At 30.1% G+C, this 21,975-nt stretch carries 25 protein-coding genes and 1 other annotated feature; of the genes, 20 read left to right on the top strand and 5 right to left on the bottom strand.

Annotated elements, in window-relative coordinates; genetic code table 11:
- Positions 1 to 18: 18 nt before the first annotated feature.
- The 12 genes from RYO54_RS10655 to RYO54_RS10600 all read left to right on the top strand — a co-directional run bounded on the left by RYO54_RS10655 (position 19) and on the right by RYO54_RS10600 (position 11,676).
- Positions 19 to 867 carry an undecaprenyl-diphosphate phosphatase gene (locus tag RYO54_RS10655; protein WP_315118433.1) on the top strand — a complete coding sequence of 283 codons (849 nt, stop codon included), beginning with the start codon at positions 19 to 21 and terminating at the stop codon, positions 865 to 867.
- A 14-nt stretch (positions 868 to 881) separates the two neighbouring features.
- Positions 882 to 1,628 carry an ABC transporter ATP-binding protein gene (locus RYO54_RS10650; protein WP_315118431.1) on the top strand — a complete coding sequence of 249 codons (747 nt, stop codon included), beginning with the start codon at positions 882 to 884 and terminating at the stop codon, positions 1,626 to 1,628.
- The gene (locus tag RYO54_RS10645; protein ID WP_315118430.1) at positions 1,628 to 3,523 is read left to right on the top strand and encodes an ABC transporter permease; all 1,896 of its coding nucleotides are present in this window, start codon (positions 1,628 to 1,630) and stop codon (positions 3,521 to 3,523) included. Before RYO54_RS10650 ends, RYO54_RS10645 begins: the two co-directional genes overlap by 1 nt.
- Before the next feature lie 150 nt (positions 3,524 to 3,673).
- Positions 3,674 to 4,309, top strand: coding sequence for a flavodoxin family protein (locus RYO54_RS10640; protein WP_315118428.1), 636 nt, complete (start codon positions 3,674 to 3,676; stop codon positions 4,307 to 4,309).
- Positions 4,310 to 4,535: 226 nt separating this feature from the next.
- Complete coding sequence (locus RYO54_RS10635; RefSeq protein ID WP_315118427.1) at positions 4,536 to 5,381, top strand: aldo/keto reductase; 846 nt, start codon at positions 4,536 to 4,538, stop codon at positions 5,379 to 5,381.
- A 300-nt stretch (positions 5,382 to 5,681) separates the two neighbouring features.
- The gene (locus RYO54_RS10630) at positions 5,682 to 6,353 is read left to right on the top strand and encodes a hypothetical protein (RefSeq protein WP_315118425.1); all 672 of its coding nucleotides are present in this window, start codon (positions 5,682 to 5,684) and stop codon (positions 6,351 to 6,353) included.
- Positions 6,354 to 6,569: 216 nt separating this feature from the next.
- Positions 6,570 to 6,822 (top strand) — a binding site (T-box leader).
- Between the two features lie 54 nt (positions 6,823 to 6,876).
- Complete coding sequence (locus RYO54_RS10625; protein WP_315118423.1) at positions 6,877 to 7,698, top strand: amino acid ABC transporter substrate-binding protein; 822 nt, start codon at positions 6,877 to 6,879, stop codon at positions 7,696 to 7,698.
- A gap of 12 nt (positions 7,699 to 7,710) precedes the next feature.
- A complete protein-coding gene (locus RYO54_RS10620; RefSeq protein ID WP_315118422.1) occupies positions 7,711 to 8,394 on the top strand; it encodes an amino acid ABC transporter permease in 684 nt (227 codons plus the stop codon).
- A 15-nt stretch (positions 8,395 to 8,409) separates the two neighbouring features.
- Positions 8,410 to 9,153 (top strand): amino acid ABC transporter ATP-binding protein, encoded by a 744-nt coding sequence (locus RYO54_RS10615; RefSeq protein ID WP_315118420.1) that lies wholly within the window; start codon positions 8,410 to 8,412, stop codon positions 9,151 to 9,153.
- Positions 9,154 to 9,187: 34 nt separating this feature from the next.
- Positions 9,188 to 10,330, top strand: coding sequence for an aminotransferase class I/II-fold pyridoxal phosphate-dependent enzyme (locus RYO54_RS10610; protein WP_315118418.1), 1,143 nt, complete (start codon positions 9,188 to 9,190; stop codon positions 10,328 to 10,330).
- 1 nt (position 10,331) lies between these two features.
- On the top strand, positions 10,332 to 10,784 hold the full coding sequence (locus RYO54_RS10605) for an S-ribosylhomocysteine lyase (protein ID WP_315118416.1): 453 nt from the start codon (positions 10,332 to 10,334) through the stop codon (positions 10,782 to 10,784).
- On the top strand, positions 10,768 to 11,676 hold the full coding sequence (locus RYO54_RS10600) for a cysteine synthase family protein (RefSeq protein ID WP_315118414.1): 909 nt from the start codon (positions 10,768 to 10,770) through the stop codon (positions 11,674 to 11,676). Before RYO54_RS10605 ends, RYO54_RS10600 begins: the two co-directional genes overlap by 17 nt.
- A gap of 149 nt (positions 11,677 to 11,825) precedes the next feature.
- On the opposite strand, the gene RYO54_RS10595 is transcribed toward RYO54_RS10600, so the two are convergent.
- A complete protein-coding gene (locus RYO54_RS10595) occupies positions 11,826 to 12,368 on the bottom strand; it encodes an SUKH-3 domain-containing protein (protein ID WP_315118412.1) in 543 nt (180 codons plus the stop codon).
- A gap of 421 nt (positions 12,369 to 12,789) precedes the next feature.
- Here RYO54_RS10595 and RYO54_RS10590 point away from each other — a divergent pair, with 421 nt between their 5' ends.
- The 3 genes from RYO54_RS10590 to RYO54_RS10580 are packed head-to-tail and all read left to right on the top strand — an operon-like array spanning position 12,790 to position 14,510.
- Positions 12,790 to 12,963, top strand: coding sequence for a hypothetical protein (locus tag RYO54_RS10590; protein ID WP_315118410.1), 174 nt, complete (start codon positions 12,790 to 12,792; stop codon positions 12,961 to 12,963).
- Positions 12,947 to 14,305 (top strand): MATE family efflux transporter, encoded by a 1,359-nt coding sequence (locus tag RYO54_RS10585; RefSeq protein ID WP_315118409.1) that lies wholly within the window; start codon positions 12,947 to 12,949, stop codon positions 14,303 to 14,305. The genes RYO54_RS10590 and RYO54_RS10585 overlap by 17 nt, the downstream gene beginning before the upstream one ends.
- 55 nt (positions 14,306 to 14,360) lie before the next feature.
- Positions 14,361 to 14,510 carry a hypothetical protein gene (locus RYO54_RS10580; RefSeq protein ID WP_315118407.1) on the top strand — a complete coding sequence of 50 codons (150 nt, stop codon included), beginning with the start codon at positions 14,361 to 14,363 and terminating at the stop codon, positions 14,508 to 14,510.
- Positions 14,511 to 14,610: 100 nt separating this feature from the next.
- On the opposite strand, the gene RYO54_RS10575 is transcribed toward RYO54_RS10580, so the two are convergent.
- The 4 genes from RYO54_RS10575 to RYO54_RS10560 all read right to left on the bottom strand — a co-directional run bounded on the left by RYO54_RS10575 (position 14,611) and on the right by RYO54_RS10560 (position 18,165).
- The gene (locus RYO54_RS10575; RefSeq protein ID WP_315118406.1) at positions 14,611 to 15,051 is read right to left on the bottom strand and encodes a hypothetical protein; all 441 of its coding nucleotides are present in this window, start codon (positions 15,049 to 15,051) and stop codon (positions 14,611 to 14,613) included.
- Between the two features lie 258 nt (positions 15,052 to 15,309).
- Positions 15,310 to 16,455 (bottom strand): anti sigma factor C-terminal domain-containing protein, encoded by a 1,146-nt coding sequence (locus RYO54_RS10570; protein ID WP_315118405.1) that lies wholly within the window; start codon positions 16,453 to 16,455, stop codon positions 15,310 to 15,312.
- Positions 16,452 to 16,943, bottom strand: coding sequence for an RNA polymerase sigma factor (locus tag RYO54_RS10565; RefSeq protein ID WP_315118403.1), 492 nt, complete (start codon positions 16,941 to 16,943; stop codon positions 16,452 to 16,454). Before RYO54_RS10565 ends, RYO54_RS10570 begins: the two co-directional genes overlap by 4 nt.
- 496 nt (positions 16,944 to 17,439) lie before the next feature.
- A complete protein-coding gene (locus RYO54_RS10560) occupies positions 17,440 to 18,165 on the bottom strand; it encodes an AAA family ATPase (protein ID WP_315118512.1) in 726 nt (241 codons plus the stop codon).
- A gap of 489 nt (positions 18,166 to 18,654) precedes the next feature.
- Between RYO54_RS10560 and RYO54_RS10555 the strand changes: the two genes are divergently transcribed.
- From RYO54_RS10555 to RYO54_RS10535, 5 genes are all read left to right on the top strand, one after another.
- A complete protein-coding gene (locus tag RYO54_RS10555) occupies positions 18,655 to 18,792 on the top strand; it encodes a hypothetical protein (protein ID WP_315118402.1) in 138 nt (45 codons plus the stop codon).
- A gap of 557 nt (positions 18,793 to 19,349) precedes the next feature.
- Positions 19,350 to 19,769, top strand: a complete 420-nt coding sequence (locus RYO54_RS10550) for a type VII toxin-antitoxin system MntA family adenylyltransferase antitoxin (RefSeq protein WP_315118400.1) — start codon at positions 19,350 to 19,352, stop codon at positions 19,767 to 19,769.
- Positions 19,762 to 20,190 carry a HepT-like ribonuclease domain-containing protein gene (locus RYO54_RS10545; RefSeq protein ID WP_315118398.1) on the top strand — a complete coding sequence of 143 codons (429 nt, stop codon included), beginning with the start codon at positions 19,762 to 19,764 and terminating at the stop codon, positions 20,188 to 20,190. Before RYO54_RS10550 ends, RYO54_RS10545 begins: the two co-directional genes overlap by 8 nt.
- A 170-nt stretch (positions 20,191 to 20,360) precedes the next feature.
- On the top strand, positions 20,361 to 20,774 hold the full coding sequence (locus RYO54_RS10540; protein WP_315118396.1) for a DUF3888 domain-containing protein: 414 nt from the start codon (positions 20,361 to 20,363) through the stop codon (positions 20,772 to 20,774).
- A gap of 362 nt (positions 20,775 to 21,136) precedes the next feature.
- Positions 21,137 to 21,787, top strand: a complete 651-nt coding sequence (locus tag RYO54_RS10535; RefSeq protein WP_315118395.1) for a DUF5105 domain-containing protein — start codon at positions 21,137 to 21,139, stop codon at positions 21,785 to 21,787.
- The last annotated feature ends 188 nt before the right edge of the window (positions 21,788 to 21,975 follow it).

Here is a 21,975-nt window from a genome sequence, read left to right as displayed (position 1 = left end):
TAAGGAGAGTGATATATAATGGATATAATTTTTATATTAAAGGCTATTATAATTGCTATAGTAGAGGGTTTAACTGAATTTATACCGGTATCTTCTACAGGTCACATGATATTAGTAGGATGGGCAATTGGCTTCCATGGAGAATTTGCCAAGATGTTTGAAGTTGTAATTCAGCTTGGAGCCATAATGGCAGTAGTTGTTTTGTATTGGAAAAAGATTTGGGAGAGTATAGTTGAATTCTTTAGCTTTATATTTACCAAAGGAAAAACAGGAAAAACAGGCTTTAGATTTGGAATAAATGTTATTGTAGCGTCTATTCCCATGGGGGTTGTGGGATTGTTGTTCTACGATAAAATAAAATCAAAATTTATACCTGAAGCTGTTATAGTTGGCTTTATAGTTGGAGGAGTATTATTAATAATACTTGAGAAGATATATAGAAATAAGGCTCGTAAGGTAGAAGACATAGATAATATGACACCAGGGCAAGCGATTAAGGTAGGGGTGTTACAACTTTTGGCTTTATGGCCGGGAATGTCAAGAAGTGCTTCTACAATCATGGGTGGATGGATTGCAGGATTATCTACACCCATAGCGGCAGAATTCTCATTTTTCATAGCTATTCCAGCAATGATAGGTTCTTCTGGAAAGGACTTATTTGAATTTGACTACTCCATAATGACGCCAACTCTATGGGTTGCATTAGTTTTAGGATTTGTTGTAGCTTTTTTAGTAGCTTTAATAGTTATGAAAAAGTTTGTAGACTTTTTGAAGAAGAAACCATTAAGAGTCTTTGCACTATATAGAATAGCAGTAGGGAGTTTACTAGGAATATTAGTATTAACTAAGATTATAACTTTAACATAGTAGGAGTGAGCAAAATGGGAGTTTTAGAGGTAGATAATTTAAGCAAAGTATATGGAACTAAGGTATTATTCAATGCCTTAAATAATATAAGCTTTTCTATAGAAGAGGGTGAATTCTTAGGGATTATGGGGCCATCAGGAAGCGGCAAGACAACACTATTAAATATGATTTCGACAGTGGATAAACCAACCTCAGGAGAAATAACTATAAAAGATAAAAATCCTTTAAAGCTTAAGGGGGATGAACTTGCCCTATTTAGAAGGAGAGAACTAGGTTTTGTATTTCAAGATTTCAATTTGCTTGATACCTTAACCGTGGGAGAAAATATAGTACTTCCACTTACCCTAGATGGCATACCGGTTAAAAAGCAGGATCATGAACTTAATAGAATATCCAAGATACTTGGAATAGAGGATTTGCTAAATAAGAGAACCTTTGAAATATCTGGGGGAGAAGCTCAAAGAACAGCAGTGGCACGGGGATTAATTCATAATCCTACTTTATTGTTGGCAGATGAACCTACTGGTAACCTGGATTCTAAAGCAGCTAAAACAGTAATGGAATTGTTTGAAAAAATAAATGAAAAGGAAAGGGTAACTACAATTATGGTAACCCATGACCCTCTATCTGCCAGCTATTGCAGTAGAATTTTATTTATAAAAGATGGAGTTATATATAATGAGATCTATAGAGGGGAAAGCAGACAGCAGTTTTATCAGGAAATTATTGATGTGCTTGCAATGCTAGGAGGGGGTAACTAATGAATCTTAGAGAGTTTGCAACTAAAAATGTGCAGAGAAATGCAAAAGCATATTTTGCATACTTTTTAAGTAGCACCATATCAGCAGCCTTATTATTCTCTTTTACTATGCTTGTATTTCACCCAGATTTTGATGTAAGTTTGTTTCCTCAGCACATAAAAAATTCATTTTATGTAACGACGGTAATTGCGTACCTATTTTTATGCTTCTTCGTTTTTTATTCCATAAGTGTTTTTCTTAAAAGTAGGTATAAAGAATTTGGAATACTTTATATTATAGGTGCTTCAAAAAAGCTAGTACAAAAGATGATACGTATTGAAAATATGCTTATTAGTTCAGTGGCAGCATTTGCAGGCATATTGCTTGGATTAATTTTCTCTAAGATACTTTTAGCCGCCAGCGGAAAGCTTTTAGGATATGATGCTCTAAAGTTTTATTTCCCTGTTAAAGCTATGATTATTACCTTTAGTGCTTTTGTAATAATTGGAATAGTAATTTCAACTTTTTGCACATTTATTATAAGAGAAGATAAAGTTTTAAATTTAATAAAGGGAACTAAAAGACCAAGACCTGAGCCAAAAGCCTCTGTCATTCTTGCTATAATATGTATAGTGCTTTTAGCTGTAGGATATTTTTTATCAGTTACAAGCAGTATAAAAACAATAACCAATAGAATAATACCTGTAACTACAATGGTTGTTGTTGCCACCTATTTATTATTTTCTCAATTAAGTGTGTTTGTAATCAAATTACTAAAGAGAAATAGAAACTTATATATGAAAAAAACTACAATGCTTTGGGTTTCAAATTTACTATACAGGGTAAAGGATAATACCAGAATGTTTTTCCTAATAACAATAACTTCGACGGTTGCCCTTTCAGCAATAGGATCAGTATATGCTTATTGGAGAGATAAGGAATATCAACTAAACAGAGAATTTCCGCAAGCATTTTTCTTTTCTAATACTTACGAGAATAAAGATGAAGTTGATTTAAAAGCTGATTTTATTGAAAATTCACTGAAAGATCAGGTGATACCCTACACTAAAGCTAGTAACGAAATAAAGTTTGTTATTCCTGATGGGGACACAGATGAAGTAGTTATAATTAACGAAACTGCCTATAAAAAGTTAGCATCAACACTGGCTTTAAATACTATTCCCTTCAATGAAAATGAAACTATAAAGCATTCATCTTTCCCTGGAGATAAAAGAAAAAATATTAGTCTGAACAATATAAAACTAGAGGTTACTAAAGAGAGTGATAAAGGTATACTTCCGACAATTCATAGAGATGTAAATGTAGCTAATTATAATAAAGGTGTATATGTAGTTAAAGATGAGATATATGAAAGGATAACTGGTGTTAAGTACTATTTTGGAGCATTAAATGTAGAGGATTATAAGGATACATTAAATATATGTGAAAATTTTTATAATAACTTTAAAAATATCGATGAAAATAATAAATTTTATAATAATTCCTTGAAAGCATATATACTAGAAAGTACAAAAATAGCTTATGGGGTACTTTTGTTCAGTGTAATATTTATCGGGCTTATATTCTTTGTAACAACGGGAAGCTTCTTGTATAACAAGTGCTACATGGATATTATAGAGGATAAAACTAAATACAAACAGTTAAATAAAATAGGATTAACTTTTAAAGAAATAAAAAGCATACTAAATATTGAGATAGGGGTACTATTTTTGCTTCCTTATATAGTTGCTGTAGTGCACTTTGCCTTTGCTATAAGTGCAATGAAACATAGTTTGGGCATTGAAATAACTGTTCCAGCATTACAGGTCATAGGAATTATGTTAATCGCTCAAATTATATATTTCTTCATTATTAGAAAAAACTACTTGCTAGAGATGAAAAAAAGTTTGATATAAGAAAAACTCCTATGTGTAATGTGATTACATATGGGAGTTTTTAAATTTAAGGTATCTAACTTTAAAGTGCGTACTTGTTAAGTGGTGTAGGTATTTATATAATGAGGACATAAGTCGAGAAGTAAAAAAACAGATGTAAGGAGAGATAATATGAAGGTAGTTGCTTTTAATGGAAGTCCTAAAAAAGATGGGAACACATATAAATCAATAGAGATTGTAGCAAAGGAATTAGAAAAAGAAAATATTGAGGTGGAGATTATTCACGTTGGAAATAAGGTAATACGTGGATGCTTAGCTTGTGGTGGATGTAGTAGAAATAAGAATGAAAAATGTGTCATTGATAATGATGAGGTTAATGAATGGATTGCAAAGATGAAAGAGGCCGATGGGATTATATTAGGATCTCCAGTTTATTATTCGGCTATTGCAGGAACCATGAAGTCATTCTTAGACCGTGCATTTCTTGTGACATCAGTAAATGATGGTATGCTTAGACATAAAGTTGGAGCAAGTGTTGTTGCAGTTAGAAGATCGGGAGGAGTTCCGGTATTTGATCAATTAAATAATTATATTAATTATTCAGAAATGTTAATGCCTACATCAAATTATTGGAATGTAGCTTATGGTAGAACACCAAACGAGGTTCTTCAGGATGATGAGGGAATGCAAATAATGAGAGTGTTAGGTAAGAATATGTCATGGTTGATGAAACTTGTTGAATTCGGGAAAGATAATGTTGAAGCACCAAAAAGAGAGGATAAGAGTTTTATGAGTTTCATAAGATAAACAGAGTTCTTGAATCAGGTGGAGTTTTTACTCCATCTGATTCTTAGAAATCGTTATCCAGGGACATAGCCGCTCTTAGCTCCCACTTTGAAGAAAAGCAGAGAACCAGAATCTTTGATTTTATGTGAATCGCTTTCACAGAGTGCGATGGGAGTATTAGAGCGGCTAGTCATCGGATAAATATATTAATAAAAATAATTAAAGGTTTGGAGGGAGAGAGATTAATATGACAGAGAATATAAATAGTACAATTACTTTAAATAATGGGGTTGAGATGCCAAGATTAGAACTTGGGGTTTTCAGAGTAGAGGATAGTTCAGAATTAGTAAATGCAGTTAAAGTGGCAATAAAAAATGGATATAGAAGTATTGATGGTGCAGCTATATATGGAAATGAAGAAGCTATGGGAGAAGGTATAAGACAAGGTATAAAGGAGGCAGGGATCTCAAGAGAAGACTTGTTTATAACTTCTAAGGTTTGGAATGCTGATTTAGGATATGAATCAGCCATAGCAGCTTATGAAGCAAGTTTAAATAGATTAGGTATTGATTATTTAGATTTATACCTTATTCATTGGCCAGTAGAAGGAAAATATAAAGAAGCTTGGAGAGCATTAGAATATCTATATAAAGAAGGTCGTGTTAAGGCTATAGGAGTAAGTAATTTCCAAGTTCATCATCTTCAAGATTTATTAAATGATGCTGAAATAAAACCCGTTATAAATCAAATAGAATTCCACCCGTACTTAAGTCAGAAAAAGGTTAGAGAATTCTGTAAAGTAAATGATATTCAAGTTGAAGCATGGTCACCTTTAATGGCTGGCAATGGATTATTAGGAAATGAAATGTTAAAGGAAATAGCTAAAAAGTATAATAAAACAGTAGCTCAAATAGTGCTACGTTGGGATTTACAAAGTCAAGTAATAACTATTCCTAAATCTACAAATGAGGGAAGATTACTTCAAAATATAGATATATTTGATTTTAATCTAAGTAAAGACGATATTGAAAAGATAGATACCTTAAATCAAGATTTAAGAGTAGGGCCAGATCCAGATAACTTTGATTTTTAATTTATATTACAGTCTTTTTATATTAGTAAATTGAACTATATAATTGAAAACCTTACTTAATACTGTTATGGAGAAATGTAGCATAAATAAGTGAGGTTTTCCTTTTTTTCATTGGAATTAAATAGTATCATAACTGGTATATGGTATTATTATTATTTGAGGAATAGTTGAACTTGAAATAGAGATATATAACTATATTAATATTTACAATATAATGTTAATATTAATATAGGAAATTTGTACGTTGTATACATTTTATGAAATTAAAATCACTTTTGGAACTAAAAGGAGGTAAAATAGATGAATAAGACAGAAAAGATAATAGTAAATATATCAAAAATTTTTATGATTATGCTAATTGTTTTACCCCTTGGTTTCTGTGCAATGTGGATAGAAAGAGATAAAACTACTGACATACGTAATTATAATAAATATTTCGGAAATGAGAGTACGCATAGCAATGATACATTCCCAAAAAGTATCCCAGATTCAGCAAAAGTTGAAGATTTTTGCTATTATTATTATAATTCATTTGATCCGCATTTTGTGTCATACCTTGTATATACTTGCAATGATGAAGACTTTATTGAAGAGACAGAGAGATTATCAAAGTTATATTCCTCTAAAGATTATCTCGTATATGGTGCAACTGGATTTAATTATCCAGTAAGTGCAGTTTATGCGGACGATAGTGGTTATGTTTATGCTTTGGCTGACAAAGAAAATAACAAATTAATCTATGCGGAAATTAATTTTTGTGATCATTTTATTGATATAAACTATGAAAAGATAATCGATGAAAAATACCTTCCAATTAACTTTGATGCAAAAAAAGGAAATTCAACTCAAAAGAAAAAACACGAAGAATTTATAAAATTCCAAGAAAAGAATAGAGAGATGGAAGAATTTATGAAAAAACGAGACAAAGAGGAAGAACTTATGAAAAAGCGAGATAAGGAGAATGATACTTAATAATTTTTTGACTAATAAAACTTTATTTGTGAAACAATTTAAAAATCTTAGGTATTGTTTCCTGAACTCTGAAGAGTACAGGTTACTACCTAAGATTTTTTGTTTCAATAGCTACTAAAAAACTAAATATAATTTTAAAATTTTAGTTGACAAAAGGATGTAGATAGCGTATTATAACATTAAATCATATTAAGTCAATATGATTAGTATGAATTGGTTAATGCGATGATAAGAAATAGTAGCATAAGGTAAGCTAAAAGAGAGAAATCCTCTAGGCTGAAAGGGATTTTAAGTGTAACTTGTGTGAATGCATCTTTGAGCACTGTCTCGAAATATAGTAGATGACAGCGTGTACGCCCGTTAAAGCGTTGAGGTATCTATGTACCAAAAGGATAAGATGTCATTGTATATTTTTGTTATACATATGACAATTAGAGTGGAACCGTGGAAGTTAACTTCTGCCTCTAAGTTTTTAGGGGTAGGAGTTTTTTGTTTTAAATAATTAAATTTAGGAGGAATTAAAATGAAAAAAAGAAAAATATTCATTAGTGCAGTATTAGCTTTAACTTTAGTTGTAGGTCTTACAGCTTGTGGAACAAAAGACAAGCAAGCAAATAATCAAGGTACTCAAACTGAATCGAAAAATCTATTAGAAGAAATAAAGAGTGAAGGAAAAATACGTATTGGTACAGAAGGAACCTATGCTCCTTTTAGCTTTCATGATAGTAATGGTAATTTAACAGGATTTGACGTTGAAATAGCAACTGAAATAGCAAAGCGTCTTGGTGTAAAAGCAGAATTTGTGGATACAAAATGGGATGGACTATTTGCTGGATTAGATGCAAAAAGATTTGATGCTGTGGTGAATCAAGTTTCAATTAACCCAGACCGTAAAGCAAAATATGATTTTTCAACACCATATATAACATCCAGAGCGGTGCTTATTGTAGGAAATGATAATCAGGATATTAAAAGCTTTGAAGATTTAAAGGGTAAGAAATCTGCTCAATCTCTAACAAGTAATATTGCTAAAATTGCAGAAAGCTATGGTGCTAATATTGAGCAAGTTGATGGTTTTAATCAGGCAATTGACCTTATAACTTCAAAAAGAGTAGATGCTACAGTTAATGACAGTTTATCCTTCTTAGATCTAAAGAAGCAAAAGCCAGATGCCCCAATAAAAGTAGTAGCTGAATATGATAATGCTCAGCAAAGTGCAGTGTTATTTAACAAAGGAAATAAGGAGCTTGTAGAAGCAGTAAATAAAGCACTTGCAGATATGAAAGCAGACGGCACTTATTTAGAGATTTCTAAGAAGTGGTTTAATACCGATGTGTCTAAGTAATGAGGTGATACAATGAACCTTGATGATGGAACATTAAGAATAATAGAGATATTAATAAACTCATTTTTACCCTTATTAAAGGCGGGACTGCAATTTACAGTTCCTCTTGCCCTTATATCTTTTACTCTTGGATTAATTATTGCTTTGGGCACAGCTTTAGCCAGAATATCAAATTTCAAGCCATTAGCTATATTAGCTAAGTTTTATGTTTCTATAATAAGAGGAACGCCACTTATTGTTCAATTGTTTATAATATTTTATGGGCTTCCAGCAGCAGGCATAACATTAGATGCTTTAACAGCAGCTATAATAGGATTTACATTAAGCGTAGGAGCATACAATTCTGAAGTTATAAGAGCTGCTATTTTGTCCATACCAAAAGGACAGTGGGAAGCAGGATACTCTTTAGGTATGACATATAATCAAGTGCTGAGAAGAGTGATTATACCCCAAGCCACTAGAGTTTCAATACCACCACTGGCAAATTCTTTTATAAGTCTTGTTAAAGATACATCACTTGCTGCTACAATAACTGTTAGCGAAATGTTTCAAATAGCTCAGAGAATCACAGCATCTACTTATGAACCTCTTTGGCTGTATATTGAAGTAGCATTTATTTATTTTATGTTCTGTAGTGTATTATCAATGCTTCAGAATAAGATGGAAAAAAGACTTGAAAGATATGTAATTAGGTAGCGGGGAGGGAATCCTATGATAAATATAAAAAACTTGCACAAGAGCTTTGGAACTAATGAAATTTTAAAAGGTATAGATTTGCAGATTAATAAAGGAGAAACTGCCGTTATTATTGGGCCATCAGGTTCAGGAAAAACAACTCTTCTAAGATGTATAAATTTATTAGAAACTCCAAATGAGGGTTCTATAACCATTGGAGAGAGCAAATTAGTATTTAACAAAAGTGAAAAGATATCAAATAGTGAAATACTGGCACTTAGAAAGCAAACGGGAATGGTGTTTCAAGGCTTTTATCTCTTTCCTCATATGACTGTCATAGAAAATATAATGGAGGGACAAGTAACAGTTTTGAAGCTTTCAAAGGAAGAAGCACGTGAAAAAGGTCTTAAGCTTTTAGCAAAGGTTGGGCTTTTAGAAAAGAAAGATCAATATCCTTATGAGCTTTCTGGAGGGCAACAGCAAAGAGTGGCGATTGCTCGCGCCATGGCAATGGAACCTGAAGTTATTTTATTTGATGAACCTACTTCCGCTTTAGATCCAGAGTTAGCAGCTGAGGTTATAAAGGTGATGAAGGATCTTTCAAAGGAAGGGATGACCATGATAGTAGTTACCCATCAGATGAACTTTGCAAGAGAAGCAGCACATAAAGTAGTTTTTATGGAGGATGGTTTAATTGTTGAAAGTGGAACTCCAGAGCAGGTGTTTCAAAATACAAGTAATGAACGATTAAGAAAATTTTTAAGCATAGTAGATGAGTAAAATAGATAATACAATATTTAAGGAGGAATAAAAAATGAAATTTGAATCATTATTAATTCATGGTGGAATAGATGGAGATGAGCATACTGGTGCAGTAAATGTGCCAATTTACCAGACTTCAACTTATAAACAGTCTAAATTTGGTGTAAATAAAGGATATGAATATTCAAGAACAGGGAATCCAACAAGAGAAGCCTTAGAAAAGCTTGTTGCAGATCTTGAAGAAGGATATGCAGGATTTGCCTTTGCATCAGGAATGGCTGCTACCACTGCAGTGCTATCACTATTTAAATCAGGAGACAGAATAATAATTTCAAACAATGTATATGGTGGCACCTTTAGAGTTTTAGATAAAGTATTTAATAACTTTGGCATTGAGTATTCCATAGTTAATACTTCAGATTTAGATGAAGTAAGAAACAGCATTGATGAAACAGTAAAGGCAATATATATAGAAAGCCCAACAAATCCTCTTATGGACATAACCGATATAGAAGCGGTGTCAAAGATAGCTAAGGAAAAGGGTATATATACTATCGTTGATAATACCTTCATGACTCCATATTTACAAAAGCCAATAACTCTTGGAGTAGATATAGTTATTCATAGCGCAACTAAATATCTAGGGGGACACAGTGATGTAGTTTCAGGTATTGCTGTTGTAAACAGCAAGGAATTAGCAGAAAGACTTCATTTTGTTCAGAATTCTACTGGAGGAGTTTTAGCTCCATTTGATTCCTTCCTTTTAATAAGAGGAATTAAGACTTTAGCAGTGAGAATGGATAGGCATGAGGATAATGCAAAGGTTGTTGCGGAGTTTTTAAGAAATAGAGAAGAAATAGAAAAGGTATATTATCCAGGTTTTGAGGATCATCCAGGGCATGAAGTTCAATCAAGACAAGCTAATGGTTATGGTGGAATGATATCCTTTGTTCTTAAGGAAGGCTACGATTATAAAAAGTTCCTTGAAAGTTTTAAGTTAATAACCTTTGGAGAAAGTTTAGGAGGAGTCGAGTCCTTAGTTTGTCATCCTGCCTCTATGACCCATGGTTCTATACCTTATGAACTAAGACAAAAGGTTGGTATTGTGGATAATTTAATAAGATTATCTGTGGGCATAGAAAAGGATGAAGATTTAATACAAGATTTAGAAAATGCATTAAGAGAGGGTAAATAAAATGGTAAAAGTAGAAAGTTTTTTATTAGATCACACAAAGGTTAAGGCACCTTTTGTAAGACAATGCGGAACTCAGCAAGGAGAAAAGGGGGATATAATCTCCAAGTTTGATTTAAGGTTCTTACAGCCTAATGAAGAGGAAATGCCAACAGCAGCAGTTCATACACTTGAGCATCTACTTGCAGGATATATGAGAGAAAAGATGGATAATATAATAGATATTTCTCCAATGGGATGCAGAACAGGCTTTTACATGGTAGTTTGGGGAGAAGTTGAAGTTGATATGGTTATTGAAGCATTAAATTATGCATTAAATAAAGTTGTAGAAACAGAAGAAGTGCCTGCCACTAATGCAGTTCAATGCGGAAACTATAGAGATCATTCTCTTTTTTCAGCAAAGGAATATGCAAAGCATGTTTTAAGAAAGGGTGTTAGCAGTGAAATATTTAAATAGTATAAAAGAGCTTATAGGGAACACCCCCATTATAAAGCTTAATAATTTAAATATTAAAGCTGGAGTTAGCATTTTTGCAAAGCTTGAAAATCTTAATCCAGGTGGAAGTGTTAAAGATAGGATAGGAGCTTATATGATTGAACAAGCTGAAAAAGAAGGAAAGCTAAAGCCAGGATATACAATAGTTGAAGCTACTGCTGGAAATACTGGCATTGGTGTTGCTCTTGGGGCAATAAATAAGGGATACAATGTAATTTTTGTAGTTCCAGAGAAATTTTCAGTTGAAAAGCAAGCTTTGATGAGAGCATTAGGAGCTACAATAATAAATACACCAAGAGAAAGCGGTATGATGGGAGCTGTTGAGAAGGCTGAAGAATTATTAAATACTATAGAAAATTCAATAAGCTTAAGGCAGTTTGAAAATCAATCAAATCCACTGGAGCACTACGGAACTACTGGGCCAGAGATATATGAAGCTATGGATGGGAAAATAGATTATTTCATATGTGGAGCTGGTAGTGGAGGCACTTTTACGGGAGTTACAAAATTTCTTAAGGAAAAAAACAATAATATCAAAGGAGTTTTAGCTGATCCTCATGGTTCTACTATGGGTGGTGGAAGTGAAGGTCGCTATGATATTGAAGGTATTGGAAATAACTTCGTACCTAAAACTATGGATATGACCTTAGTGGACGAGGTTATAAAGGTTACTGATGAAGAGGCATATGAAATGGTTAAGGTTCTAGCCTTAAAGGAAGGACTTATTGTTGGAAGTTCCTCTGGGGCAGCAGTAGCCGCCGCTTTAAAATTGGCTCAAAGCATTGATAAAGGTAATATAATTACGGTTTTACCTGATAGAGGAGATAGGTACTTTAGTAAAAATATTTATTAACAACAATATAGCAGAGACTTTCTTGAAGCTGTACACTAGTAAATTTACAGACACAAATAAGGATAAGCTGACAGCCTAAGTCAGCTTATCCTTGTTTTTGCTTGCTCATAATCTCACTGATAAACAAAATTGATATCCATAAAATATGTTTATAATTTCATGGCAACTGAAGTCATCTCATGTGATTGTAATTCATGCTCAATCAATTCAAATACGGAATTAAAAACATATACTTGTTCATCATACTCATGAGTTGTATATAGTTTCCCACTTTCACCTATCCATACACGCGCTGGATAGTAATAACCTATTTCACCAACCAAAAGAAATCCTTCATTAGCTTTTCTTGCAACAGCTTGATAGTCTTCAGAATATATCATAAACTCTGCATCATCAAACATGTAATCTCTCACATCTGTCTTATATGAAATTGGGTACGGAAATAGTTCAAATGTAAAATCTGGTGAATGGTCAAGATTACGAACTTCAATATACCATTTGCTAGCTATTCCTGAAAACTCAAGGAAAAATTTCTTAGCAGAAGGAAAAAGAGCAATTCCCTGCTCGTTATAGTATTCTTCGATGTTTGAAATTTCTACTTGTCTATTATTGAACCAGCCCGCATTCTCCATAGCCTTAATAATTCTGTTTGCCTTATCTCCTTGTAACTTAATTCTCTGATTAAGCACCATTTATTCATCACCTCATGTATATTGCTAATCCGTTCTCAAATTCCAATTTATCCTGTTATATAAATTTTACTCGTCCAGCACCTTATCCAAAAGGATAGGAGACTATTTTCTTTACCCTATAATTATATTATATCGCTATATGAAAAGAAAGAAAAAGCAGCACAAGGCCGGGCTCTGACCATCTATAAGTTAAGGAGTACAGGCGCCGCCGGCTTTGTTAACTATAATTTGAGATTAAACTTAAAAATAAATAAATAGGTTAGCTTTAAAAAAATTAAGGTATTATTTAATATTAAAGTTAAAGAGGAATTCATTAGTATGAGTTGAATAGTATAAAGTATAAAAAGTAATAGTAAGTAACATCGGACAAACTCCTTAAGGAACTTATAAAATTGCTGCTTAATATACAGGAGGTATTATTTTGAAAAAATTATATATGATTGAGTATTTTATAAATGAATATAACATAAGCGAAAAATCCTTCAAGAAAATATTTTCTAATTTCTTGAGTAAGTTTCCTTTATTAAATATAATCTATGATAATTTAATTCAATTAAATATAGAAGAAAGTATTAGTTATGAAAAAGTTAATTAGTAATGAATTAAAAGAATTAAATAATATTGCAGTACCATTAATAATTCAATCAGTAGCAGGATTAATTATAGGTTTTACCGATCAAGCTATGGTGGGAAGGATATCTATATTCGCATATAGTGCAGTAGGAGTTATTGTATCATTGATATCATTGCTAGCAGGTGTTTTAGGATTTACATCTGTAGTATTTAATATTAATGGGGCAAAGGCTTTAGGAAAAGATGATAATGTAGATTTTCAAGATGAGTTTAGTTCATGTCTAATGCTTAACATATTAATAGGATTAACTTTTTTTATTATAATAATTTTATTTCAAAAGCCAATATTAATACTTTTATATGGATTCAAAGGAAGAATATTGGAAGAAGCTGTAGCCTATTCAAGCATAATGAGTGTTTATATAATTATTCAATTATTGTTGTTTAGCTTTTCAGCTTTATTTAAAATTAAAAAAATGACTAAATGGATTTTAATAGGCTCAACCGGTGCTTCTATAATAAATTTAATATTAGACTATGGTCTCATATTTGGAAATTTTGGGTTCCCAAGGTTAGAAGTTAAAGGTGCAGCCATTGCAACAATTTTATCCTTAATCATAAATTTGTTATTTTACATATGTATATGTAGGAAATACATGAAGTTTAATTATAAAAAGATAGAGATTTATAAATTCAAAATTAAGAATAACATAAAAGAAAGCATTCCACTAATGGGACAAGAGGTGTTAGAAGGAAGCGTTTTTATTATTGCAACCAATGCTATTATATCCAGAATTGGAGTAGTTGAAATATCAGCATATTTAATACTTACACAATTAATAAATATAATATTAATTCCTATGTATATGTACGGTTCAGCAACCCTTACTTTAATTAGTAAAAATGATGGAGAAAATAATGAAGAATCATTAATCAATATTCCTAAATTAAGCATATTATTATCTATAATTATATATTTGTTTTTGTCTATTTTATTTTTAGCTTTTAGAAAATATCTACCTAGATTAATTACCAATGATGAAGAAGTAATTTTAATTGCTAGTAACTTATTAATACATATAATTATATCTAATATATTTAATCCGTTTTGTACTGTTTATAAATACTCTTTACAATCATTGAATGAAAGTAAATTTGTTTTATTTAATACAGCAAAAGTAAATTTTTTATCATTATTTCTCATGCTTTTTTCGGTATATATTTTAAAAATCCAACTATACGGTATATTTATATCATTATTTATTAACTATTTAATTGTTTTTGTGATTTATTTAAAGAAATATAATAGTTGTATTGCAAAAAAATTCAATACTTATAACATAGAAAATATGAAAGTTAACTAATCTGATAGTATGTCCAAAAATATGCGGCATAGAAGAGGTTCAGTATAAAGCTTTGGTGAAATTATCTCGCTATATTTGTAGTAAATATAATATTAACAAAATACATGGCCGTGGTGAGCTTAATGCTGCTAATTGCCCAGGGAAGGATTTTCATTTTGGGATGTTGAAGGAGGATTTAGGCAGCGGTGGAGCTTTTAAGGGATAATGGATTATTGGTGGATGGGGTAGTGGGAAAAGAGAGTTGGGGGAAAATTATGGCATGATTTCTGGAAATAAAACCACAGTAGATTTTGAACCTACTGCGGTTAGGTGATTTTGTAAGAAGAAGGTTTTTTAATAAATCTCCATCTATCTTTTTGTATATCAAAGGCTATGAAAGATAGTTTTTCCATTACTGCTGCTTGGGATAATAGTACTTGTTTATCTTTCTCTTCATTAGCATCAATAGACCCTACTTGGTTTATTATGTTTCGATAACATTCAATAATATTTAGACACCAATTTAGAAAGTCTTCACAACTTCTTATTTCTTTAAATGACTCATGCTTACCTTCAAATACATAATCACAATTATCATGTGTATGTATTTGATAGAATGGTCCTGCAAGTGCATCTCTGAACAACAACATATCCACATCATACCATAAATCATTGAATTTTTTTGTTTTAAAGTTGGGCTTATAAAACCCTTCATTGAATAGTTTGTTAAATAATAACAATGTTTCTTCATAATCCTGACAATTCAATTAATTTTACACCTCCACTAGTGGTAATTACTATACAATTTTTTACTATTCCGTAGTGATAATTACATTGTATCACGATAAATGGTAATAATAAATTGAAAATGTAATTATTATTTTAGTTTTGGACAAACCTCATCACTGACATCAAGTAAGCCTTCCTAAGGAGCAGCAATCAGGAAACTAGTCAGAGGTAATGTTTCAGAAATAGGAACGCAGTAGGCTTTTAGGCTTACTGCATTAGTGAGTAAAAACGAATTGTTAATTCATATATTTCGAAGGCAAGACGCTATTAATTTCTATAGTTTTAATTTGTTCATTATCTATAAATTCTAGCAAATCCCTTGCTTCGCCGTAAACTAAAACTCCATAAATATTTATTCCATTTTTCTCAACGTAGTTTAAAGCATTTTTATAATATTCTACCTCAAAGCTACTTAGTGATTTAACGAACTGTTGTCTATCATTCATATATGTTAATAATGAAATAAAATGTTTGGTATATGCTTCTTCTATTGAATCTCTTGCCTCATGGAAGTAGTCTGCTAATTGCAAATAAGGGTATTTATCTTTATCTGCACTATCATCAGTTCTTGATCCATCAGAATTATGGTTAAATCCAGATATGAAGTGAGTAGGCTCACCTGGGTTTACAGTTCGCACTCCAGCCCATTTAAATTGAACTTGCCAGAAATATTTTTGTTGTAAGTCATCAAATTCCTTTATACTCAAATCATCTTTAAATATTATACTGGCAGAAACATAAGAAACAGGGTTTAGTTCCTTAATGTAATTTATATTATCTTGCGTTTTATTAATTTCATCTCTATCTGTACTAGGAAATATAATGTCCCAAAAACCTAAATTAAAAGGGGAGAAATCTTTAGATCTTTCCATTATATGATTGCTTTTAATTTTAGCATTAATATTCTTACTTTCGCGATTAAAGAGATTTTCTCGTTCAAAATACATGTCGTATTCTCCAAATCCCAATTTTTCAGAACTTGCACTGTAAAGTGCATAACCTGGGAAATTCAACTCAGTATAAGCTCTTAAATCAAAATATAAATCATCGAAATATTTACCAACTGTCTTTTTAGATGGGTTATAATAAAAACTACTTACAAGAGGGGAAACTATATAATAAGTAGTAAATAATATTAAAAATACAATAGAAACGGAAGTTAATATTACTTTCCGTAGCTTCTTGTTCACGTTTCTTTTAATCACGGCTGCTTCATTATTAATATTTTCAGATAAACTATCTTTTTCAAAATCTAAATTATACTTCTCAGATAAGTACTCCTCAATTGCCTCATACTTACCAAGTTCTTCTTCTACTAATTTTATTTCTTCAATAGACGCTGTTCCGTTGTTATACTTATATAATAAATCTTTAAAGCTCATTTAAATTCCTCCTCTAAACCATCTTTAATCTTTCTTCTCGCCCTAAATAGCAAAGTTCTAGCTGCACCCTGGGAGATTCCAACCATTAACGATATTTCTTTTAAACTAAAGTCACAATAATAATATAGGATAATTATTTCTTTATAAGATGGCTGCAATTTTAAAATCTCATAATAAATCCTTTTTCTCTCTTCATTAAGTATGACTTTATCTAATGTGTTATCTTCTACTAATAGTTTGTCTAAATTTACCTCAACATTATGTAAGTATTTGTTTTTCTTTAAATGGTCTAAATATAGATTTTTGCATACTCTAAATAACCAATATTTAATATAACACTGACTGCTCTCAATGAATAATAGGGATTTAAAAAAGGTTTCACTTACTAAATCTTGAGATAAATGATGATCTTTACATAGAGAAAGGGCGTAAATGTAAAGTTCCGTACTATATTTTTCGTATAAAACTTCAAACTCATCATTTTTCACAATGGTCTCACCCCTTTCACTTAATAAACGAACCATTCTTATTTATGTTACACTATATTCCAATTTTGTTTTAAAATTAAATAAAAGAAAAAATTACTAATCATAAATATTATACTCTGTATTTTATATTAATTAAAAAGTAATAGAATAAAATTAAAAAGGCAGTTTATCATGTAGCTTTGAATAAACTTTCTAACTGCCAACAAGTAAGATTTCCTATGGAGAAGCAGTAAGGAAACTAGTCCAAAGCTTTTATTATAAATGAAAAACTCAGTATCTTTTAAATACTGAGTTTAAGTCGGCTTATAAGAATACTATGTCATAATATAAATACAAAATTAAGTATTTAATCAATTCACCTATTTTTTATATAGACATCTCTTCCATAAATGTACTCATTTCCAAATCATATTTTATTATTTCATTCAATATTAGTAATATACCTGCCTACACCTTCTTTTATACCATGTACACTGATAAATTTCTCATTTATTATTTATTCTTCAAATAAAAGCATTTTCAGCATTTTTTCAGGATTATCAAGGAATGTTTTCGTAAGCTTATAATGTTCAGTATCCTTGTACTTCACTTCTTTTATACCCTCACTTAATTCATAAATTATTGAATCTGGATAAGACATTATTATAGGAGAATGAGTAGCTATTATAAATTGAGAACCTTTCTGTATTAATTCATGCATTATAGCCATCAGAGACATTTGTCTTGATGGTGACAAGGCTGCTTCTGGTTCGTCTAAAATATATAAACCATTTCCACTGAATCTATTTCTAATAACTGATAAAAAAGATTCTCCATGAGATTGTGAATGTAGTGAAACCCCTCCATATGAACTAAAAGCATTTATTTCGTCTATATTTGTAGCCATATTATAGAAACTTTCTGCTCTTAAGAAAAACCCATCATTAGGTCTCTTAAACCCTTTAACTAACTTAAGATTCTTATGTAAATCTGAATGGGTATCTCTTGTTGAAAAGTTAAAATTTCTAGTTCCACCTTCTGGATTAAAACCATATGCTACGGCAATGGCTTCAAGTATTGTTGATTTACCAGTACCATTTTCTCCTACCATATATGTTACTTTCCGATGAAACTCCAGTATAGATAAATCTTTTATCGCTGATAAGCAATATGGATATTTAGAAAATGATTGTATTCTTTCTCTACATAATTCAACGTGTCTTAAATATTGATTATATTTCATTGAATTCATTTATTGTACCTCCAAAAGTGCTATAAATAATAGAAAATGTAGTAAGCAATAAGACGTTATAAATTACTATTGCGTAGTAATGATTAAATTGTATCATAATAAATGGTAATAAGAAATTAAAAAGGTAATTACTACTGTAGTTTTGGGAAAACCTCCTCACTGTCACTATGACTTTTAATAACTACTATAAATTAGTATGATATTTAGAATTAAATATAAATTATTTAAAACCGTATTATTCAGAAATGAATTTTACGGTATTTTTTATGTCACAATCTAAGCAAACTTATCACATCTAATACATATTATGTAGTAATAGGTACAAATTAAGTTTTTAAGAATATAATAAAACGATATGAAATTTCCTAGGAAATTAATTAGGAAATTTAATATATAAAGTTTCATCCATTTCTATATTAGAAAAAATTATAAGATATGAAACTTGAACGAAATACTTTATTTAGAAAGGAGAGATGAAAAGTGAATGAAACAATAGCTATGGCAAGTTTAATAGGGATAATAGGCGTAGGAACGATAATTATTGGTTTTAGATATATAAGGGCTAAGTTAAAGGTTAAAGAGGACCGCTTGGAGCTAGAGAGGAAAGATATAGCATAAGGGGAAGTATTCAATGAAGAAACATAGACTGTATACCTACAATGAAAACTTCTTTTAGAGTTAAAAATTAAGAATTCCCGCATTTGAGAAACTGATATGTCATAACTTAATTTTGAAATATAATTGTAAAAAACAAAAGAGCTAAGTATATAGTGAAATAGCGACTTTTTCTCGAGCGGCTTCACTACATGCTTAGCTCTCAATTTGTGAAACTAAGTTATACTTGTAGAAGAAATTTATAAATGTGAAAACAATTTACCATAATATATACTTCAAAATATATCTGTAAAACATAAAAGAACTCAGCAGTTTGTAAGGAGAAAAAGTGCGAGAGGTATTTATGAATAGTTTTATGTATAAATTAAATAATAAAAGGTTACAATTAACAACAATATATTGAAATAAATCCAAATAAGATGTAATGTAATATTACAACTGTATAGATTGAAAAGGGAAATAGGAGTATTTCTGCAATAGAACTTAAAGGTTTTTGTTCTGTTTTAGAGTAGAATATAGTTGTTATATAGAAAATTTTAAAAAGTTGAGGTGATTGGTTAATGGATGATAGTAAAGTTAACATACTCAATAAGCTAAAAGATAAAGAGTGTACAAAGATATTTAAGGATGCTAAAATAGCTACCGTTATATTGTTCGGAAGTATATTAACAGAAGATTTTGAGGAATATTCAGATATAGATATAGCGGTTTTAAGTAAAAAAGATATAACATTTAATACTATAATTTTCATTGAAGAATCACTGCAAAAAGTTTTAGGGAGAGATATAGATGTAGTAAACCTAAAATCAGAAAATATTGAGCTAAATATGAAAGTTTCCATATATGATAATGGACAAATAATATATGATGATGATAATCTTGAATTGTATAGTAAAGGCTATGCAGAGGTTGAACAATTATATAAAGATAATGAAACTTTTAGATTTTTTAGAGAGAGGGATGTGATCTTTAATGAATAAACAGAGGTTATATGATTTAATAAAAAATATAAAAGAAACATTGGCTCTTTTAGACAAAGCACTACTTAAATTGAATGAGATTGAAGATGGAGATTTAAATACATTAATAAAATCATCAGTAAAACAGAGCTTTTTAGAATATTTTATATTAATAGAAAGCTTTACTTCTATGTGCTTAAAAGAACTAAAGATATATAAAATCAGTGATGACATGGAAAAGTCTTTAACTAAGCTGAATGAAAATAAAATTATAGATTTAGATATGTTAAGCTTTTTAAATAATTATAGAAGATATAGAAATAGAATAGCACATGTATATAAGCAGCCTTCCATAGAGGAAATTATAAGTTTTCTAGAAACTAATAATGATAAAATGTACGAAGTAGTAAATATTATGACAGAAATGTGGATAAAACTTTAATTAAAGAACTATAATAAAGTGGTATGAGAATAAATACTTAAAGATATCTATTTAAACCCCATAGGAGCAGGGCAACGCTTCTATGGGGTTTTGTAATTAAACAATGTACGAAATAATTTAGAATTATATTTATTTTCCGTGTAAAGATAACAAAGAGAGGATGTGATAATTTGAAAAAATTTATTTATGCTCTTTGTTTAATCTTTCTTATTTCAAATACTTGTGTTTCAGCAAAAAATCTTAATTTAAAGTCCACTAATGATTCTCAAAATATTATAAAATCTGAACCAAAACCTCATTCCATTGAGGAACTATATCAGGATATTATAATGACTTTATTAACTCCTCATATAAATAAAGCAATAAAAGACTATTATGGAGAAGAAGCAAATTTTGATTTATTCTCAATAAAAGTCTTAGAAGCTACAAGACTTAATGGATATCGTACTTTTAGTTTTAAGTTAAAGATACAAGTAGATCCTTTTCAAGGCCCTCATAATACAATAGGTATTGATAATTTAACTTTTATAATAGACTCTTTAAATGTAAGGCTTGAGAAATTTGAGCATATTAAAAGTTTTTGATATAAAATGAGAAATATTTCATTAAAAATTATTTAGATATCAAGTGATTCTTAGCTTCAGATGGAGTTTGCTTAAAAGGAATACTTACTCCAACTGAAGGTTATTAAGAGAGTTCTTAGAAGCTTTGCTTCTTAGAAATCCTTATCCTTTAGGGGAAGAACTTATCCAGGGACGTACCATCCGGGGAGTATTAAGGATCGTAGTCATCGTATAAAAAAGAAATTTAGTAAATAGATTATAAAATTCAAATTTAAATGTTAATAGTATTTAAAATTATATCAAATATAATATATAAAAAATTGACAAAGGCCTAAAAATATGGTAAATTTATCTTGGAAAATATATTATATTAGGGGGAAAATATGAAAAAAGGAAAAAAAAGTCTAGTTCTATCACTTATGTTATTAGTAATTTCAATTATGGTAATAGGATGTAGTTCTAAACCAAAAGTAGCCGCTGATGAAACAGCAAAAATTTTATTTGATTTTTATATCAAAGGAGATCAGGAGTCTTTAGAGAAAATCAAGTTATCTAAGGATCAAATAGCAGAGATTGCAAAAATACAAAAAGATGAAACTATGAAAACGCTAAAAAATAATTTTATAGTAGCAGGTTTGAAAGTTAGTGATGACCAAATAAATGAAATATACACAGCTCGTGCGTCAGCATTAAAGAAATTATCAGCAGAAACAGAAATTGTTTCTGAAAATAATGAATCTGTAGATGTCAAACTAAAGGCAAATTATATCGACGAAGTTGCCATTGATGAAAAAGCAGCAACAGATGCTGTTCAAGAGGTTGAAAAGTTAAACATTACAAATCAGGAAGAAATTCTTAACAAATTAACAGATGTTTATATAAAGAATTTAATAAAGGAATATAATAATGTACAACCATCATCAGATTTAAAAGAACAGACATTTAAATTTGATATAAAAGAAAAGATTTGGATGCCACAGGATATGGATGCTTTTTCTAAAGGTATTGCTAATTTAGTTCTAGGAATTAAATAAAGTTTATAAATAATAAAATAATATAGATTTAAATTAGAAACTTATTAGCTTAAATTGAAGATTAATTTAAAATTATATGCAAATATTAAGGAGATGGGAGAAAAATTACCATCTCCTTAATATTTATATTATAATAAAATTTTTTATATGAGATAAATGAGATATAATATAGAAAAGCATTTAATTAT

Source organism: uncultured Clostridium sp. (assembly GCF_963515715.1).
Lineage (GTDB): Bacteria > Bacillota > Clostridia > Clostridiales > Clostridiaceae > Clostridium_AW.
This window is presented reverse-complemented; position numbering and strand designations above follow the sequence as displayed.

Excerpts from the sequence above, each read along its gene's own strand:
- RYO54_RS10655 (WP_315118433.1), top strand. The coding sequence starts at position 19 with ATGGATATAATTTTTATATTAAAGGCTATTATAATTGCTATAGTAGAG.
- RYO54_RS10650 (WP_315118431.1), top strand. The coding sequence starts at position 882 with ATGGGAGTTTTAGAGGTAGATAATTTAAGCAAAGTATATGGAACTAAG.
- RYO54_RS10645 (WP_315118430.1), top strand. The coding sequence starts at position 1,628 with ATGAATCTTAGAGAGTTTGCAACTAAAAATGTGCAGAGAAATGCAAAA.
- RYO54_RS10640 (WP_315118428.1), top strand. The coding sequence starts at position 3,674 with ATGAAGGTAGTTGCTTTTAATGGAAGTCCTAAAAAAGATGGGAACACA.
- RYO54_RS10635 (WP_315118427.1), top strand. The coding sequence starts at position 4,536 with ATGACAGAGAATATAAATAGTACAATTACTTTAAATAATGGGGTTGAG.
- RYO54_RS10630 (WP_315118425.1), top strand. The coding sequence starts at position 5,682 with ATGAATAAGACAGAAAAGATAATAGTAAATATATCAAAAATTTTTATG.
- RYO54_RS10625 (WP_315118423.1), top strand. The coding sequence starts at position 6,877 with ATGAAAAAAAGAAAAATATTCATTAGTGCAGTATTAGCTTTAACTTTA.
- RYO54_RS10620 (WP_315118422.1), top strand. The coding sequence starts at position 7,711 with ATGAACCTTGATGATGGAACATTAAGAATAATAGAGATATTAATAAAC.
- RYO54_RS10615 (WP_315118420.1), top strand. The coding sequence starts at position 8,410 with ATGATAAATATAAAAAACTTGCACAAGAGCTTTGGAACTAATGAAATT.
- RYO54_RS10610 (WP_315118418.1), top strand. The coding sequence starts at position 9,188 with ATGAAATTTGAATCATTATTAATTCATGGTGGAATAGATGGAGATGAG.
- RYO54_RS10605 (WP_315118416.1), top strand. The coding sequence starts at position 10,332 with ATGGTAAAAGTAGAAAGTTTTTTATTAGATCACACAAAGGTTAAGGCA.
- RYO54_RS10595 (WP_315118412.1), bottom strand. The coding sequence starts at position 12,368 with ATGGTGCTTAATCAGAGAATTAAGTTACAAGGAGATAAGGCAAACAGA.
- RYO54_RS10585 (WP_315118409.1), top strand. The coding sequence starts at position 12,947 with ATGAAAAAGTTAATTAGTAATGAATTAAAAGAATTAAATAATATTGCA.
- RYO54_RS10570 (WP_315118405.1), bottom strand. The coding sequence starts at position 16,455 with ATGAGCTTTAAAGATTTATTATATAAGTATAACAACGGAACAGCGTCT.
- RYO54_RS10560 (WP_315118512.1), bottom strand. The coding sequence starts at position 18,165 with ATGAAATATAATCAATATTTAAGACACGTTGAATTATGTAGAGAAAGA.
- RYO54_RS10550 (WP_315118400.1), top strand. The coding sequence starts at position 19,350 with ATGGATGATAGTAAAGTTAACATACTCAATAAGCTAAAAGATAAAGAG.
- RYO54_RS10545 (WP_315118398.1), top strand. The coding sequence starts at position 19,762 with ATGAATAAACAGAGGTTATATGATTTAATAAAAAATATAAAAGAAACA.
- RYO54_RS10535 (WP_315118395.1), top strand. The coding sequence starts at position 21,137 with ATGAAAAAAGGAAAAAAAAGTCTAGTTCTATCACTTATGTTATTAGTA.